Raw genomic sequence first — 15,871 nt, 5'->3', positions numbered from 1 at the left:
CGACGTTACAGCCACTCATAGTCCGCTTCGTTCACCTTGCGGGTGCGGCGACGATATTCCACCGTAAAGCCGGGCCAGAGTGTGGTGATTTTACCGCTTTTGGTTTGATACCAGCTCTGGCAGCCGGATTTCCACACGGAACGCTGCAGGCGTTGTTGCAACGATTCGTTGAACAGTCTTTGCGCGCGGGAGCGCAAGTGAATCTGTTTAACTCCCAGTTCACGGGCTTTGTTCATGGCGTCGAGAATGTAATTAACCTGCGACTCGATCATAAAGATCATGGAGCTGTGACCGAGGCCGGAGTTGGGGCCGACCACCATAAAGAAGTTGGGGAATCCGCTGATGGTGACGCCCAACATCGCTTCCGCGCCGTCTTCCCAGGCTTGATTGAGGCTGACGCCGCCGAGCCCGATGAGATCAAAAGGAATGACGGCTTCCGCCGCCTGGAAACCAGTGGCGAGGATAATGGCGTCGAAATCATGGTAAACCCCGTCTTGGGTTCTGACGCCAGTCGCGGTGATGGCGTCGATGGGCGTGGTCTCCAGCGTGACGTCCTTGCGCCCCAGCGCCTGATAATAGTCATTGGAGATCAACACCCGCTTACAGCCCAGGGTGTATTGCGGCGTTAATTTGGCCCGCAACGCGGGGTCTGGCGTTTGACGCGCCAAGTGCGACAGGGCCTTTTTCTCCACCAGTTTCATGATGCCGGGATGCAGCACAAACCCCATGACACGCCATTCCAACACCCAGTAAATCACCTGACGACTGAACCACAGTAAGAAGGGATAGCGGCGGTATAACGACCGTTCCATTGGACTGATCATGCGATCCGGCTTGGGCAGTATCCAGGGCGGCGTGCGTTGAAAGACTGTGGTATGGGTGGCCTGCGGCGCAATATTTGGCAGCAGCTGAATGGTGCTGGCGCCTGTGCCGATGACGCCGACCTTTTTAGCCGTCAGGTCATAGCTGTGGTCCCAGCGGGAGGAATGAAAAAGCTTGCCAGTAAAGGATGATAGCCCTGGTATCTCCGGTTGCGCCGGGCGACTGAGCGCGCCGACGCCTGAGACCAGGAAGCGCGCTTGCAACCAGCCTTCGCCGTTTACTTGTACGCGCCATTGATCCTCGGTCTCATCAAACTCCGCGCGGGTGACTTGTTGATTTAGGCGAATAAAGGGCCGCAGGCCAAATTTGTCTGCGCACTGTTGCATGTAGGCCCAGATTTCCGGTTGCGAGGCGAACATGCGGCTCCAGTCCGGATTGGGCGCGAAGGAAAAGGAATACAGATGGGAGGGAACATCGCAGCCGGCGCCGGGGTAGGTGTTATCGCGCCAGGTCCCGCCAATGTCGTCGGCTTGTTCCAGAATCATAAAGTCTTCAATGCCGGCCTGCCTTAGCCGTATTCCCATGCAGAGTCCCGCAAAGCCAGATCCGATGATGATGACTTGGAGACGCGCCGCTTCGCTCATGAGCTACCCCCTGCGAAATATCTTTGTTATTTTGTGTGCGCTGGGCTCCGTTGAGGTTTCGCTGTGAATGACGAAACCTCAACAGACCTCGGTAAACTCAAGGATAGGTAAGTCTCCCGCTAATTGGCAGCCCCTTTGGGGTGATCGGCGCGGCGGCGATTTGAAAGAGATCACACAATATGTCAAAACAAACTCTGAATATGAACGACAGCCTCTATCAGTACCTGCAAGTCACCGGCGTCAGGGAAAGCAAAGTGCTGCATGCATTGCGGGACGAAACCAACAGACACGAAATGGCGCGTATGCAGATTGCGCCAGAGCAGGGGCAGTTCCTGACCTTGCTGACAAAGCTGACGGGCGCCCGCAAAGCCATCGAAGTGGGCACCTTTACCGGATACAGCTCCATCTGCATCGCTGAAGGCTTGCCCAAAGACGGCAAACTCATCTGCTGTGACGTCAGTGAAGAATGGACCAGTATCGCCAGACGCTATTGGTGTCTGGCGGGGCTGACTGACCGCATTGACCTGCGTCTGGCTCCTGCGATGGAAACCCTCAACAAGCTGTTGGATGAGGGCCACGCGCGCACTTTCGACTTCGCTTTTATCGATGCGGATAAAACCAATTACGACAACTATTACGAAGCCTGCCTGCGCTTGTTGCGCCCAGGCGGGTTGATCGCCGTCGACAATGTGCTGTGGGATGGCAAAGTCGCCGATCCCACGGAACGGGACGACGATACCTGTGCGATTCGCGCTTTGAATGAGAAGCTGATGCGCGACAAGCGTATTGATTACTCCATGGTGCCCATCGCGGATGGCGTCAGTCTGGCGCGGAAAAAATAATCTCGAATTGAGATGACCAAGCGGGGCTCGATCCGCAGCCGTATTGGCGGATCGAGCCCCGCGTTCATTAACGTAGCTTAGGGTGTGAGCGCGGGATTATTCCTGCCTGGCCTGCGTCAGCACGACAGCCACTTCTTTGCCTTGAATCCGATCATCGTAACGGGCCACCAGCTGTACGTCCGAATAAGGATCGAAGGCGTGCAACATCACATGATAAACCCCGGTCTGCGGCGTATTGTAGGAACAGGTTTCTACCTGCGTGGTTTTGAATGGCCGGCAGTCATATTCGTTTAACGTCGGGGGCGTTCTGAAGCGAACATGCATGTCCGCATCGCCCTGACCGCCAGACATTTCAATACGCAAGTTGCGGGCGCTTTCCGGGATGTCGACGTAGAAATAGTCCATCTCATCCTTGCTGCCGGAAAGCTTCGTCACCGCCTCGCCATTCATCAGTTCCTGGCTGCTGTCGGAGTTAGCTTTATAGCCAGCTTCGAAAGTGATGCCGGAATAGCTGGAGAACGCATGCAGCATGACATAGTAATTGCCCGCCTGGGGCGAGTTGAAGGTGCAGATTTCTTCCTGGGTGGTTTTGTAAGGTCGACAGTCATAGGAAGCGAGGGTGGGACGCTCGCCAAACTTGACGAACATATCCATATCGCCGCTGCCGCCAGAGATGCGGAACACCAGATCGCTCGCGCCAGGGTCGACTTTCAGAACGTAGTAGTCTTTATCCTCTTTGTCCGCGCTCAGATTACTGAGAACCTGACCGTTTTCCAGTTCCTTATCCGGCGTATCAGGATCGGTGGGACCGGATGTGCCAGGGTTGTAGAGTTTATTGCTGGTGCAGTATTTCGAACCGTTTTTACTCATCCAGAAATAATTGCAGTCGCCGTCATAGCTATAGCGGCCGGTTTTCACCTTGTAGCCGGACAGGTAAACGCCGTCCAGGTGATAGAAGCCGCCGTCATATTTCAGGCTGAAGTGCTGATGGGGACCGGTGGAGCTGCCGCCGTTGCATAGCGCCTGAGAACGGTTGTTGGCGTAGTTCGCCAGTTTCTGGTTTTGCGATACGGCGGTGCGGTCCTGGAACTGCACATTGTCCAAGTGGTAGTAAGTGGTTGACCAGCCGCCGTCGTGCAGCACTTCCACGAAGCAGGATGAATGTCGCACTGCTGTGCCCGCTGCGGACGCCACCGCCCATTTAGTGGATGTATCCGATCCCCAGCCACCGCCATTGTTCATGTCCAGGGAAGACAACGGATAGTTGCCGCTGCCGGTGTTGGTATGCGCGCCGCCGAACCACCAGCTTTGATCAATCGGGAAGGGGAGCTGCAGCATGTTTTCCGGAGGGACCAGCTTTTTGGAGTAAGCGGAGAAGCGGCTGACGCCGGGAGGTTCCGCGCTTTCCTGCTCTTGCGGGAACAGGCGCTGGTAGACCGTTGCAAACTCCTCCGCGTCGCCTGCGGCGTTGTTCATCAAGGCGCGGGAGAGCGCGCGTGTGGCGATGTCTTCGCCGCTGACAGACAGGCTTTTCTGCTCTTGATTTACCGTGCTGTAATAAGCTTTGGCCAGACGCATGGCGATATCTTCAACTTGAGCGCTGAAGCCATCCCGTTCGGACAAATCTCCGAGGGGGCGTTGCAGGGATGCAGTGCGTGCGCCGCTTACCAGGCCAGTCTGCATTTCTATCAGGGTTAACAACACTTTAGGGCTCACGGTGCTATAACCGGCCCAGTGCGTAATGACTTCGGTCTGATCCAGTAAATGAGGAGCATTCCGTTTCAGGTAGGCGGCGACATCGAAGGTCAGCATCTCTTGATAAGAATAGATAAACTGCTCGTCCGAAATGATATCTCTGCTATCGTCGGAATGCGCCAGGAGGGGGAGTGCTGAAAGCGCGCAGACGAAGATAGTTCCGATACTCTTTTTCATATAAATTCCCTTTAAAGTCAATTAGTTGAACGCGGCTCGGAATGGCTGGCCGGTTTAAATGCTGCGCGGTAGGAAGCGCAGTCGAGCGGTCTGTTTCTCAAATGAGAACAACTCTCAGACAGTTATAAATGAAGACTAAAAAATGATCAGTTGCAAGTGTGGGACGCGGGTTGGGAATGGTTTCAAACTCTCCGCCGTTCATTTTATCGTTAGGATGATGCGTCTTTTTTTGCACTGGAATAAAGACTAGGATTTATAAAAAAATCCGGCAATCCGGTTGAAATACCTGAACAAAAAGTACGGGGCGTATTATTGCGTTAAGCGGCGTAATGTCAGATAAAAAATCAGGCAAAAAATCGGATAAAGAAATATGAACGGCGAAGCTGAAAAGATGAAATTTTTATGTCTGAAGCATACAGATGCGGGTATCGCCCAGGAGTTGTTTGATCTGTTTCAATCCGCTTACCGGGTGGAAGCGGACTTGATTGGCGTAGAGCTGTTTTCGCCATTGTTTAGAACCCCCGCTGACTTCATGGCGAGTTCCACCCAGTTCCTGGGATATCGACGGGAGGCCAGACTGGTTGCGGCGATGGAGTTGGACCGCCAGGGCGAGTGGCTGAGTATCGACAGTCTGGTGGTCGCCCCCGATATGTTTCGGCGGGGATACGCCAGCGGTTTGCTGGAGCATGTTTTTACTCATCGCGATCAGTTTGGACGTCCCAAAGGAGCGCGAGTGTCCACCGCCGCAGTAAATGCGCCCGCCATCGCCCTGTATGAACGGTTCGGGTTTCAGAAGGTGGTGAGTCGCCGCACGGAGGAGGGGATATCTGTGGTATCCTTTGACCTCCTGTTTTGAGGCCGGCTCCAAACATATCTCATCAATTAATCATCGCGCGATGGATGCGCATTTGAAATCAATCCGTCCGCTATCTGTACCATCGGGTTTTCTGTAGGCAGTTTTTATCTCATGAAGTATCGGTTCCACACGCCGTTGGATGCGCTCAAAGCGTTTCCCGGAAAGTATGAAATCCACATTACCGTCGTCACTCGCGATCAAGTCGCGCTGCAGCGCTTTGTCGACTTTTGCGCGGTGAAAGAGGCGAAAGCTATCGTTATTCAGTTGTCCTCTGGTGAGCATTGTACGCAACCCATGTTGTGCAAGCGTTTGAGCGGCGCGCCGGAGAAGGTTTGGGAGCAAATTCAGGAGCTGTGCGACGGGATGGCGAGTGAGGGATTTTCCGTCGAACGCTTGAAAATCGAGGCGGCGATAAGCAACGCCAACATCCCCCAGCATGACGAAGCGGCGACGCAATTTCCCGAATATTGTTACTTCGAACATCATCTGAAGCTCAGGTTGCCGGCGGATTATGACTTAACCGTCTTGCGTGCAAAGGTGCGCGCGTATCGCGGGCGTCTTTCCTCCAATGCATTTTGGCGCGATGAGGAGCATCGGGAGCAGTTCGTCACTCAACGCATACGCGGAGGGTTGGGGAAGGCGGGCGAGGTGCTGGAGGCTTTGCGTACATTTTTAGCGGACAATGGCGTAGAGATTGTGAAGGACATTCGCGAGTTCAATATCTATGACAGCAACATAGGGCTTGACGCCGGTTGGGATGGGGTCGACACAGGAACGCGCCCATGACGGAGACGCCGAAGGTTTTGACGGAAGAAACGCGAACGCTGATCGCTATTGAAACGTTGTTGGCGCGTTTATACAGTCTGGCGCAGGCTGATCGCTTCGTCGTGCGAGGCAGTTACGTCTCGCGCTGTTGGAGCGGGCCGCAGCCGCGAGCCTGTAAGGACTTGGATTTATTGTATCTGGGGGATTACGCCCCGGACTATTTCACTGCTTTGATACGCCAGCTCATGACGCAGACGGACGCCTCGCCCTGCCGCTTTAACTCGGATGCTATGCAGGTCAACCCAATCTGGCAGGACAGTATTTCTCCCGGTATTCGCTTCACCTGTGGCTATGTGGTTTACGATGTCGAAGGGCTGCTGCAGGTGGATATCGCTGTCGGCGATCCGTTGACGATTCCACCCCGAATGGTTGAGCTACCCTCCGTGCTGGAGGACGGCGCAATGATCGCTGTACCCGCTGTCGCTGTTGAGATCGCCGCCGCCTGGAAGTTGCATGGGCTGTTTGAGCATATGAACGGCGGTTGGATGTCGAAGACGTTGTGGGACCTGTATCTGTTCTGCAAACACAATTCACTGGACCCCATGCGGCTGCGAGAAGCGATTCTGGTCGCCTTTGAAAGCCGCATGGACCCGCTGGCGATCCTTCGTCGTCTGCTATACGGCGATTTCGGCCGCAGCAAAAAATCCCGCAGAAACTGGCGCAACTTGATGTCGGAGTATCCGCATCAGAAAATTGAACCGATGGAGTTGGTGTTGGACTGGCTGCGAGCATATCTCAACCCCATATTGCCGTTGCAGAATGATGGAACCTTGCTGACCCAGTCTGAGGTGATCACCTATCGCGTGAAGCTGTTGAAGGAAGACGGTTCGGAAGCCGCGCGCCAAAAGCTGCGCACCCTGCAGCAGAAACGCAAGCTGTTGCCGTACAAGGCCTATACCTCCATTCCCCATCTGCCGGGGTCGCGCACTGGCCCTGCGGACAAACACATCGACGCCAATAAGGCGGAGATGTTGACCTCTCGACAACGCTACCCTGACGATGTGGTTATCGTGCAAGAAAAGCTGGATGGCTCCTGCGTGGCGGCATTGCGAACGGATGACCGGGTTCTGGCGCTGGGACGAGATGGCGATCTGGCGGATGAGTCTCCCAATCCGGCGCGAAGACTGTGGGCGGAATGGGTGGAAGAGCATCAGTCTCGTTTTCTTGATGTGTTGGAGCCTGGTGAGAGGTTGGTCGGCGAATGGTTGGCCCTCGTGCATGGAACCCGTTACCGGCTGGCGCATGAACCCTTTGCGGCCTTTGATATTTTCACCGCGGACAATCGACGTGCGCCCTATGCGGTTTTCAGGCGACGAGTGACGCAGGCTGGGTTTACTCCCGCCAAGGTCCTCCATATCGGCGAACCCTGTTCTATTGATGAGACCTTGCGATTATTGGGGAATGGCGCGCACGGAAGCGTGGACGCACCGGAAGGCGCTGTGTGGCGTCTGGAGCGGGGAGAGCAGGTGCTGTTTTTGGGTAAATTCGTGCGTCATGGTAAAACCGATGGGGCCTATCTTCCAGAAAACAGCGGACGTCCTGCGCTATGGAATTGGCATCCTTATCTGCCGGTGTTTTTCGAAGAAACAATGGAGAAAGGGCGGGAGAATGAAGAGAGCGCTCAGGAGACGAGTAAAACTGAAAATGGCGAGACGGATTAACCGCAGTTTGGAAACGGCGTAATGAAATCATTGGATCAATTGGTGAAAGGCAATCGTCGCATTCGCGTCGCCGGATTTGACGATGCGCCTTTTGCGCGGCGGAGAGGATTGCCCGTCAACGTGGCGGGAATCATCTGCGCAGATGGTGAATTTGAAGGCATGCTCTGGGGAACGGCGACCAAAGACGGCGATGACGCGACGGACTGCCTGATCGCTATGCTGATGAATAGCAAGTTTTATGATCAGGTCGGCGTCGTGCTGACGGATGGCGTGGCCATCGGCGGATTCAATGTCATTGATCTGCCGAGGTTATGCGAAAGCGTGCAGCGTCCCTGCATCGCGGTCATGCGCAAGCACCCAGATCTACCGGCTATAGACAAGGCGCTACGCAACTTTGACGACTATGAACGGCGACGCGACCTGATTCGTGCAGCGGGAACCATTTTTAATAACGACTTCTGTCACTATCAGGTGGCGGGTTGCGACCCAGAAACCGCCAGCCAAGCCCTGGCGCGACTGACCACCAAAGGCCGAGTGCCGGAGGCTTTGAGGCTGGCGCATATTATCGGCTCGGCGGTGATAAMCGGCGAAAGCGGTCGGAGGGCCTGAAGCCAATGAACAATGCTGTGACGCAATGGTTCGGTGACGCATTCTCGCTCCTACACCCACTGCTGCAACAACTGCACCGCGAGGGAGGAACGCTGACTGGACGAGTGCAGGTTGAATACGGGCCGGGGATAGCGGGTTGGATTGGACGTCGTATCGCGGCGAAGACCGGCGCCCCGCAGACGACAGGAATGGTCGGTTTTTGTGTTGAAATCCGCCATACGGGCGATGCGTTAGTGTGGAGTCGCACCTTTGAGTCCGGCGCACAGATGCGCTCGCTGTTTCGCCCTCATGGCGCGTTTCCTGACGGTTACTGGAGTGAATCCACCGGCGGCGTAGAGCTGCATTTGGGCGTGGATATTCGCGATGGCGGCTGGCGCTGGGTCCCGCAACGCTGCAAAGTGCGCGGCATCCCTTTGCCTTTATGGCTGGTTCCACGGACGGACGCCTATAAAACCATAGTGGGCGACCAGTACCGGTTTGCCGTGATCCTGAGCCTTCCCGTGTTGGGAAAACTAATGAGCTATTCTGGAGACCTGCGTCTGGGCTGACACACGCAAACCAGAGAAATCCCCAAGAGGCGTTATGCAAGCAGAGACAACTACCGGCGCGATAGTCATCGCCAGCAGAAGAAAAAAGCGACAAACCCTGGAGAAGGAATATCCGGGTTACGCCATCATCGACGTTACCTCAAAAGCCCCGGAGCCCTGGGTGAAGTTTTCCCCTTTCTATCCTCATGGCGGGCTACCCATCCCGTTTTCATCCGAGTCCGCCCAATCCGTGGAAGGAATCTGGCAGGGCTTGAAGGTGTTCGAAGGCCAGGATATTGATCCAACTCGCTTTGATATCAGAGATATGAAAGGCATCAAGCGCACCGTCAGACGTTACGGTCGCGTGTTGGGACACCGAAAGGGACCTGCAGGAGAGTTGCTTCCCTATATTGAGGCGAGAAAGGAGATCTATCTGCCAGCGTATCAATGGGTGCTGACCCACAGGTTGCAGGCGGAGCTGAGTCAATTGTCAGATCTGCTGGCCCAGAGTAAGGGGTTAGTTTTGTTGGATTATGAGACCAACACCGATATCGACGACCCACGTAAGCCTCTGTCTCACGCGGCGCTGATACGTCACTACCTGCTGTCTTAATACGCTCTTAATCACGCCTTTTTTAAGCTCTCCCGCAATGAGACCGGTCGCAGCATGGGCTGTGGCGGAGAATATCGCTGTGGGAGGTGAGAATGGAGAATTTGCAGGCGCGTTTTGATGCGGTGGGTGTCTGGCTGGAATTGATTGACTTGAGTTTGCTTGCCGCGCTGTGCGTCGTGGCGGCGGGCGTGTGCTGGGATATGGCGCGAAAGCGATGGGGACCTTTACGTGAGAAGCTCGCCAATATCGCTGTCGCCATCGGTAATACTCTGTTGGAGAGAACGTTGTATGGCGCGGTCTTTCTGATTGCGCTTTGGCTGGTGGAGCCTCTGGCTTTGTGGCGTATTCCGATAAATGGCTGGACCTGGGCGCTGGCGCTTCTGGCGGCGGACTTGAGTTACTATTGGATGCACCGAATCGAACACAAGGTCAGGATTTTCTGGACCATTCATAGCGTGCATCATTCTTCGGAGCGCTTTGACTTCAGTACATCCTTGCGGCTTTCCTGGCTGGAGGGCCCGGTAGAGTGGATCTTTCTGGTTCCCATGATGTTGCTCGGGTTTGACTTGGCGCAGACGATGGTGGCGTTTTTGGCTGTTGTGGCTTACCAATCCTGGGTTCATACGGAAAAAGTGGGAACGCTGGGCTGGCTGGATCGGGTCTTCAATACGCCGTCTGCGCACCGGGTCCATCATGGCTCTCATCATCCCTATCTGGACAAAAACTTCGGCGGCGTGCTGATGCTTTGGGATCGCCTGTTCGGGACTTATCAGGCTGAGATCTCGCCGGTGCGTTATGGTTTGACTGAGCCATTGGCGTCCCGCAACCCCTTTGTAGTGGTGTTTCATGAGGCGGCGGCGTTATATTCGGATTGCCGAGCCGCGCTGTCATGGCGGGATCGGCTACAGTTTTTGATTAAGCCCCCTGGCTGGAAACCGGACTCCCATGCGCATACTGATCATTGAAGACGACCGTCACCTGGCGGCGGCCATCGCCGACTATCTTGAGCTGCAGCAGGCGGAGTGCGACTTCGCCTTCAATGGGGCTGTCGGTTTGCAGCGTGCGGCGCAGGACCGGTTCGACGCCATCATTCTGGATTTGATGTTGCCGAAAATGAACGGCTTTGACCTGTGCCTGGAACTGCGGCGTCAGGGGATATATACGCCAGTGTTGATGCTGACCGCTTGCGATACGGATGAAGAACAACTGCAGGGGTTTCGCAGTGGCGTTGACGACTATGTCGCCAAGCCTTGTGCGATGCCGTTGCTGTGGGCGCGTTTACAGGCGCTGGCGAGACGCGCGTCGAAGCAGGGTGAGGCATTGCGAGTGGGGCCGCTAGAGTTGCGCCTGGGGGAACATCGCGCCACCCGAGAAGGGCGGGAGCTAAAACTGACGCCAACCGGCTGGAGGCTGTTGGTGACGCTGATGCGACGCAGTCCTGACGTCGTTTCCCGAGAGCAGCTGGAAGCCGCCGCCTGGCCCGGTGAAGACGTCGATCCGGGCAATTTCAACGTCCAGCTTCATCAGCTACGTAAAGCCGTGGATAAGCCCTTTGCGCAGGCGTTGATACATACCGTTGTCGGCGTCGGCGTATGCATTCGGGAAGACGGCGCCTGAGCATCCCTGCTCGGCGCATCATAGTCGGGAACTGATCAAGGGTTGTTGCGGGCGTCCCAACTGCCGCTTGGTCCGATCATTCTTGAACGGCAGAATACGCAGTGAATCTTGTTGTAGCGATAACCGTTGCTGGCGAGCATGTCGAGAGCGTGCTTGAGATTGACGCCGCCCATCAGTTTTCGATTGCGTACGGTCAGTACGTCAAACTTGGGGAACGGGTTGGGACAGAGGCGCTGCACTTCCGCCATCATTCGCGCGTCGCCGCTGTTCAGGGCATCCTGGCGTAAAGTGATGAATGTGCGGTTGCTGTCTATATCCCGACTGATGCTGTCGTAGGTCTCTCCGGTATCATCCCCCTGGTATTTGCTCAGGCTGTAATTTCTGACTTTTGTATTGGGGTGCAGATGTTGCAAAAACCTGGTTTTACCGCTGATGACGGAACTCAGGCCCGGGTCCAGCAATGCTTGAGTGTGGGGGCCGTAGAAATAAAGCTGGGTCCATTCCGGCACGCTGATCCAGCCTCCCAGGCCGGGAATGTTGCGCGCCCAGCCAGTCTGCTTGCCGAAATCAGGGCGGGAAATATAGCCCCCATGGGAGGTGATAAGCAGGTTTTCCGCTATCATGCCGGTGGCGTCAGTGAATAAATACAGTTTGTCGCCTAATGGGATTTTCTTCGCCATATATAGTCCTGAAGTGTCGTTGAGAAAGCATTATAAAGATGAATGTTAAAAACCGTCTGTTGTTGGCATGTAACAATAAAATCTGCAGTGTCCTTTGCATAATTAGTATGCTTAATGGATTTGATAATCAGATCCTAAAAAAGTTCCATAAAGGGGATTTCCTTTGAACGACGCTTTAAACAAAAAAAGCCGGCGGCGACCATGCTCATATTGGAGGTTCAGTGCAGGATTTGAATGAACTTATTGTCGGTATCGCGGCCGCGGAAATAGATACGCCTTCCTTGGGCGTTACTGACCAGGTTTTAGCCAGTCATAAAGTTGCGCCGAAGCCAATAAGAATAGATATGAATGCGCAAATGGACTGCTGTAATGTCTATTATTCTTTAGTAGATGAATCTTATTATTTTGTGCTTGCCTTGAAGCAGGAGGCTGAGCAATGGCGAGTTAATTGGGCATATATTGAGCCTCATGTCAGGGTAAGATTAATCATTCAATCCTCCTCGATAACACCTGACAAAATATCCTCTTTTGTTGGGCTAAACCCAACGCAAAGTTATTTGCAAGGGGAGAAACGAAATAAATCTGTAAATTCCGTCTATCGTCAACATGGATGGGCGTTTGAATTGGATAAAGACACTCCGGCTTCCCTGGAGCAAAAGCTGGATAAATTAATATCCGTCATCGGTGAAAACAGAGAAAGTCTACGCACTCTCGGAGAGTCGGCGAATATTAGGATCATGGTGTGGTATGACGGCTACAAAGACTGGATGGGAGGGGTATCTCTGTCAGCGGAGCAGATGGCTTTGCTGGGGGAAATAGGAGCCGGTCTGGAGATTGATATACATGCGTCGGGTCCGGATTGGCCGGACCCTGAGCGTCTAGGCGTCAGCCGTATTTCTGCAAGGTTCGGGGCTGACGCGTTGGAGCTGATGCGGTGATAGGAGCGAAGCCTATCGATGAGGGCGGGGAGCTACTTCCAAATGATTGTAATAGAAAACATTAGGTTCATTTTTCCAAGTGGCTTCCTCCGTACCTCTCAATACTGCGCCGGATGTATAAACCTTACAAAGTTTATTTAGTCCATCAAATTTCTTTGTGTTAAGCCTGTCCACATAGCCGCCTACGGCATTTACTTTTACACATTGATTTGTTTGCGTTCCGATAATAACGGCCCCAGTAATATTCTGTCTTTTGATTTCAGCTGCGATATCCAGATTTGTTTCGGGGTTGAACATACTAATGTGCGGCTTCTTAACCACTGTAGCGCCACGCACGCAATAGTCTCTCCATGTTCTTACTCCCACCGGCGGAGCTCCGCCAATGACGATAGGTTGCGCTCCTTGTCCGAGCGCCGCGTGATCAATTTCTATTAAGTAAATGGGCATGCGCAAAGTTTGCGCTTTAGTTATGGTCGCCAATAGTGAGGCATGATTCCTGGGCGCCTGTCCTCCTTGTTCATCTATGACAAATAATGCGAGTTTCTTCCTGCCTTTTTTAACTTCATTGTTCATGGCTTCATGTAAAGAAATGGTGTTGATAATGGTCATTATAGTATCCTTGTTCCTTGGTGGATTATGATTCTGATTGGTCGAAACGGGATGATGTTCAGTTTAAATAATTATTAGAGTTGTCGGTGTTCAGTTGGGTTTGACGTCGACTTATTTGCAAAGGCGTCAAATAATTGGATAACACCTCAAAAAATAGGTATAAATACCTGATCTCTTTGGCTTATTAATAATGAGAATGATTAACAGGTATTGTTTGAAGCAATATAGTCTCCAGAGAATGACATGATGTTTAACTCAAACAGGGAAAGACCTCGCGCTCGCGCCAGGACATTGGCTCGAAGTCTCAGGGATCAATTGCGCTGGATGGGAGCCGGGTTGCTTTTGGGGTGCCTCACTCTGGCTTTTATCTCTTCCTGGAACAATATGGACTGGGCAGGCGATACGCTGATGAAACTGGAGGCGCAGGCTCTGTTGCGGCAGTCCCTGCGAGAGGGAGGCGCTCAGCAAACGAGTGATGGGTATTTGAGTCTCTATCAAAGCTGGGCGGCGGTGCCAGAGCAAGTACGATCGCAATTTGGCTCTGAACCGGCCCGCGATGGCGAAGTACTGGAAGCGGTGGTTAAAAATGCAGGAGAAGAGGCGTTTTTATATTTGCTGCCGTTTCAGACTGAAACGGGAGAGCGCCGGTATTTATTAAGTCGCCATAACCGCGCGGATATTGAAACGCTGGGAGAGGAGTTTTTCAGCGCCGCATTGATGCATTCATTGCTCACCACCCTGGCGGTGTTCGGTTTACTGTTTGCACTGTTTTTCTGGCTGATCCGACGGGCGACCCAGCCCATCGCCACTCTCAGCGCCTGGGCGCAAACCCTGGGAACCCGGGCGCGAGTGGATGCGCCGCATTTTGAAATCGAAGAACTCAATCAGCTGGCGCAGCGAATGCAAGAGGGCGTCGCCCGTATAGAGGCCTTCAATGAACGCGAAAAACAGTTTCTGAAGCACGCCAGCCACGAGATGAGAACCCCTCTGGCGATTATCCAGGCCAGCCTGGACACCTTGGAATTGCAAACCGGCGAGGCGGGTAAGGCGTCGCTGCGGCGAGCGCAACTGGCGGGGGCGAACATGGCGCTGCTGTCCAGTGCGCTGCTATGGCTGGCGCGGGAGTCCCCGCAAGCGTTAAAGAAAGAACGGGTGACTCTGGATACGTTTTTCCAGGCGATCATTGAGGACCACCGATATTTGCTGACAGGAGGAAATGTGGCGGTGAGGCTGGAGCTGGATTCCGGCGTCATCAAAATTGAAAAAAGCCTGTTGCACATCGTTTCGGCGAATCTTGTTCGCAACGCCTTCCAGCATTCCTCCGAGGGTGAGATTGTCGTGATCACAGACTCCGAGGGGCTGCGCCTGACGAATCCGATTAATCCTGAAGACGCCGACGCCAATGTAGAAGGGTTTGGTCTGGGGTTGGAGTTGGTGCGGCGCATCTGCGACAAGCTGCAATGGCGTTTTTCTGTCGACCTGACAGGGGATGGGGTGCAAGTAAACGTGATTTGGTCTCCGACATCGCACTCTTAAGACGATCTTAAGGTCGCGCCGGATTTAATGTAGCGGACTTCACACTAGGTTAGGGAGAGAAGATGAAAGTTGTGGCGGGTCTGCTGGTTGCGTTTGTTTTGGTCGCTGTGGCGGTATTGGGGATATTGGACCAACATAGTCTGAAATATGCGCAAAGAAGCGATTTTACTTTTTCCTATGGCGGCGAGCAGCTGGGCGCGACCCTGCTGACGCCGGAAGGAGACGGCCCCTTTCCTGTGCTCGCGTTTGTGCATGGCGATGGCCCGGTGGACCGTTTCGCCAATGGCGGCTACGTGGCTATCATGAACCGCCTGCTGGAGCGCGGCGTGGCTTGCCTGAGTTGGGATAAACAGGGCGTTGGCGAGTCCAGCGGCGATTGGCTGTCGCAAAGCATGCCGGAGCGAGCGGATGAAGTGAAAGCGGGCATAGCTGCGCTGCGAAGGCAGGCAGGTGTTGATATCAGCGCGGTCGGCGTCATCGCGTTCTCGCAAGGAGGCTGGGTGCTGTCGGAATTAGCGAAAGGCGCAGGAGGAGGGGCGGACGTCGATTTTATGGTGGCGGTTGGCGTCGCCATCAATTGGCGCAGGCAGTCGCTTTACTTGCAGCGCCAACGCATGCTTGGCGAGGGCTACAGCGAAGAACAAATCGCGACGGCGCTGGCGTTCAGCGAAAAATCGGACCGCTATCTCTCGCAGAATCATCTCACCTATGACCAGTATCTGGCGTGGCTGCGCAATAGCGCCCCGCCAGCCGGCGTATTAACTGAGCCCATGTCCCCTGAACGCTACCGCTTCGTCATGCGCAACATGCAGGCTGACATGAGTGCGGGGCTGGTCCGCGTCAAGGTTCCTTTTCTGGGGCTATTCGGTGAGAAAGATCGTAATGTGGATGTTCAGGAGAGCATCCAGACGATAGACGGCGCTTTTCAATCCTCAAGCTGGCGGGATTACCAATTGAAGCTGTTTCCTGGCGCGACGCATAGTCTGTTAAAGGCGAATTACTTTGACTTCCAAACGCCTGCGGAGTGGACGGCATCTGCTGAAGCGATGTTTCTAACACTGGGGCCAGACGCCTTTGTAGAAGGCTTTCTTGACGCATTGGGTGATTGGGTGACCGCAACGTCGAAGGACGTGGAGAAAAAAACGGTTCCTTAGAATTTC

General features: G+C 54.1%; 16 protein-coding genes. 12 read left to right on the top strand and 4 right to left on the bottom strand.

Annotation, left to right across the window (positions count from 1 at the left end):
• Positions 1–5: 5 nt before the first annotated feature.
• Entirely contained in the window at positions 6–1,466 is a 1,461-nt protein-coding gene (locus tag KP814_RS26790; protein ID WP_216739657.1) for an NAD(P)/FAD-dependent oxidoreductase, read from the bottom strand.
• 179 nt (positions 1,467–1,645) lie between these two features.
• On the opposite strand from KP814_RS26790, the gene KP814_RS26785 reads away from it, so the two are divergent.
• On the top strand, positions 1,646–2,308 hold the full coding sequence (locus tag KP814_RS26785) for an O-methyltransferase (protein WP_127971936.1): 663 nt from the start codon (positions 1,646–1,648) through the stop codon (positions 2,306–2,308).
• A gap of 96 nt (positions 2,309–2,404) precedes the next feature.
• Here the strand turns inward: KP814_RS26785 and KP814_RS26780 are convergent, their stop codons facing one another.
• A complete protein-coding gene (locus KP814_RS26780) occupies positions 2,405–4,240 on the bottom strand; it encodes a pre-peptidase C-terminal domain-containing protein (protein WP_216739656.1) in 1,836 nt (611 codons plus the stop codon).
• A gap of 370 nt (positions 4,241–4,610) precedes the next feature.
• On the opposite strand from KP814_RS26780, the gene KP814_RS26775 reads away from it, so the two are divergent.
• The 8 genes from KP814_RS26775 (at position 4,611) to KP814_RS26740 (ending at position 10,948) form a co-directional block, all read left to right on the top strand.
• A complete protein-coding gene (locus KP814_RS26775; RefSeq protein WP_216739655.1) occupies positions 4,611–5,096 on the top strand; it encodes an N-acetyltransferase in 486 nt (161 codons plus the stop codon).
• 111 nt (positions 5,097–5,207) lie between these two features.
• Entirely contained in the window at positions 5,208–5,882 is a 675-nt protein-coding gene (locus tag KP814_RS26770; protein WP_216739654.1) for a hypothetical protein, read from the top strand.
• Positions 5,879–7,582, top strand: a complete 1,704-nt coding sequence (locus KP814_RS26765; RefSeq protein ID WP_216739653.1) for a nucleotidyl transferase AbiEii/AbiGii toxin family protein — start codon at positions 5,879–5,881, stop codon at positions 7,580–7,582. The genes KP814_RS26770 and KP814_RS26765 overlap by 4 nt, the downstream gene beginning before the upstream one ends.
• 21 nt (positions 7,583–7,603) lie before the next feature.
• Positions 7,604–8,191 (top strand): DUF99 family protein, encoded by a 588-nt coding sequence (locus tag KP814_RS26760; protein ID WP_216739652.1) that lies wholly within the window; start codon positions 7,604–7,606, stop codon positions 8,189–8,191.
• Between the two features lie 5 nt (positions 8,192–8,196).
• Entirely contained in the window at positions 8,197–8,739 is a 543-nt protein-coding gene (locus KP814_RS26755) for a DUF4166 domain-containing protein (RefSeq protein WP_216739651.1), read from the top strand.
• A 34-nt stretch (positions 8,740–8,773) separates the two neighbouring features.
• Positions 8,774–9,331 (top strand): hypothetical protein, encoded by a 558-nt coding sequence (locus KP814_RS26750; RefSeq protein WP_216739650.1) that lies wholly within the window; start codon positions 8,774–8,776, stop codon positions 9,329–9,331.
• Positions 9,332–9,423: 92 nt separating this feature from the next.
• Positions 9,424–10,296 (top strand): sterol desaturase family protein, encoded by an 873-nt coding sequence (locus KP814_RS26745; protein ID WP_253938658.1) that lies wholly within the window; start codon positions 9,424–9,426, stop codon positions 10,294–10,296.
• Positions 10,277–10,948 carry a response regulator transcription factor gene (locus KP814_RS26740; protein WP_216739649.1) on the top strand — a complete coding sequence of 224 codons (672 nt, stop codon included), beginning with the start codon at positions 10,277–10,279 and terminating at the stop codon, positions 10,946–10,948. The genes KP814_RS26745 and KP814_RS26740 overlap by 20 nt, the downstream gene beginning before the upstream one ends.
• 35 nt (positions 10,949–10,983) lie before the next feature.
• Here the strand turns inward: KP814_RS26740 and KP814_RS26735 are convergent, their stop codons facing one another.
• On the bottom strand, positions 10,984–11,628 hold the full coding sequence (locus tag KP814_RS26735; RefSeq protein WP_216739648.1) for a putative adhesin: 645 nt from the start codon (positions 11,626–11,628) through the stop codon (positions 10,984–10,986).
• Positions 11,629–11,849: 221 nt separating this feature from the next.
• Between KP814_RS26735 and KP814_RS26730 the strand changes: the two genes are divergently transcribed.
• The gene (locus tag KP814_RS26730) at positions 11,850–12,566 is read left to right on the top strand and encodes a DUF4279 domain-containing protein (protein ID WP_216739647.1); all 717 of its coding nucleotides are present in this window, start codon (positions 11,850–11,852) and stop codon (positions 12,564–12,566) included.
• Between the two features lie 12 nt (positions 12,567–12,578).
• On the opposite strand, the gene KP814_RS26725 is transcribed toward KP814_RS26730, so the two are convergent.
• On the bottom strand, positions 12,579–13,175 hold the full coding sequence (locus KP814_RS26725) for an isochorismatase family protein (RefSeq protein ID WP_216739646.1): 597 nt from the start codon (positions 13,173–13,175) through the stop codon (positions 12,579–12,581).
• 243 nt (positions 13,176–13,418) lie between these two features.
• Here KP814_RS26725 and KP814_RS26720 point away from each other — a divergent pair, with 243 nt between their 5' ends.
• Together KP814_RS26720 and KP814_RS26715 are read left to right on the top strand one after the other, a co-directional pair.
• A complete protein-coding gene (locus tag KP814_RS26720) occupies positions 13,419–14,711 on the top strand; it encodes a HAMP domain-containing sensor histidine kinase (RefSeq protein WP_216739645.1) in 1,293 nt (430 codons plus the stop codon).
• Positions 14,712–14,773: 62 nt separating this feature from the next.
• Positions 14,774–15,865, top strand: coding sequence for a S9 family peptidase (locus KP814_RS26715; RefSeq protein WP_216739644.1), 1,092 nt, complete (start codon positions 14,774–14,776; stop codon positions 15,863–15,865).
• Positions 15,866–15,871: the final 6 nt, after the last annotated feature.

Source organism: Hahella sp. HN01, assembly GCF_018986435.1.
In the GTDB taxonomy this organism is placed as follows: domain Bacteria; phylum Pseudomonadota; class Gammaproteobacteria; order Pseudomonadales; family Oleiphilaceae; genus Hahella.
This window is presented reverse-complemented; position numbering and strand designations above follow the sequence as displayed.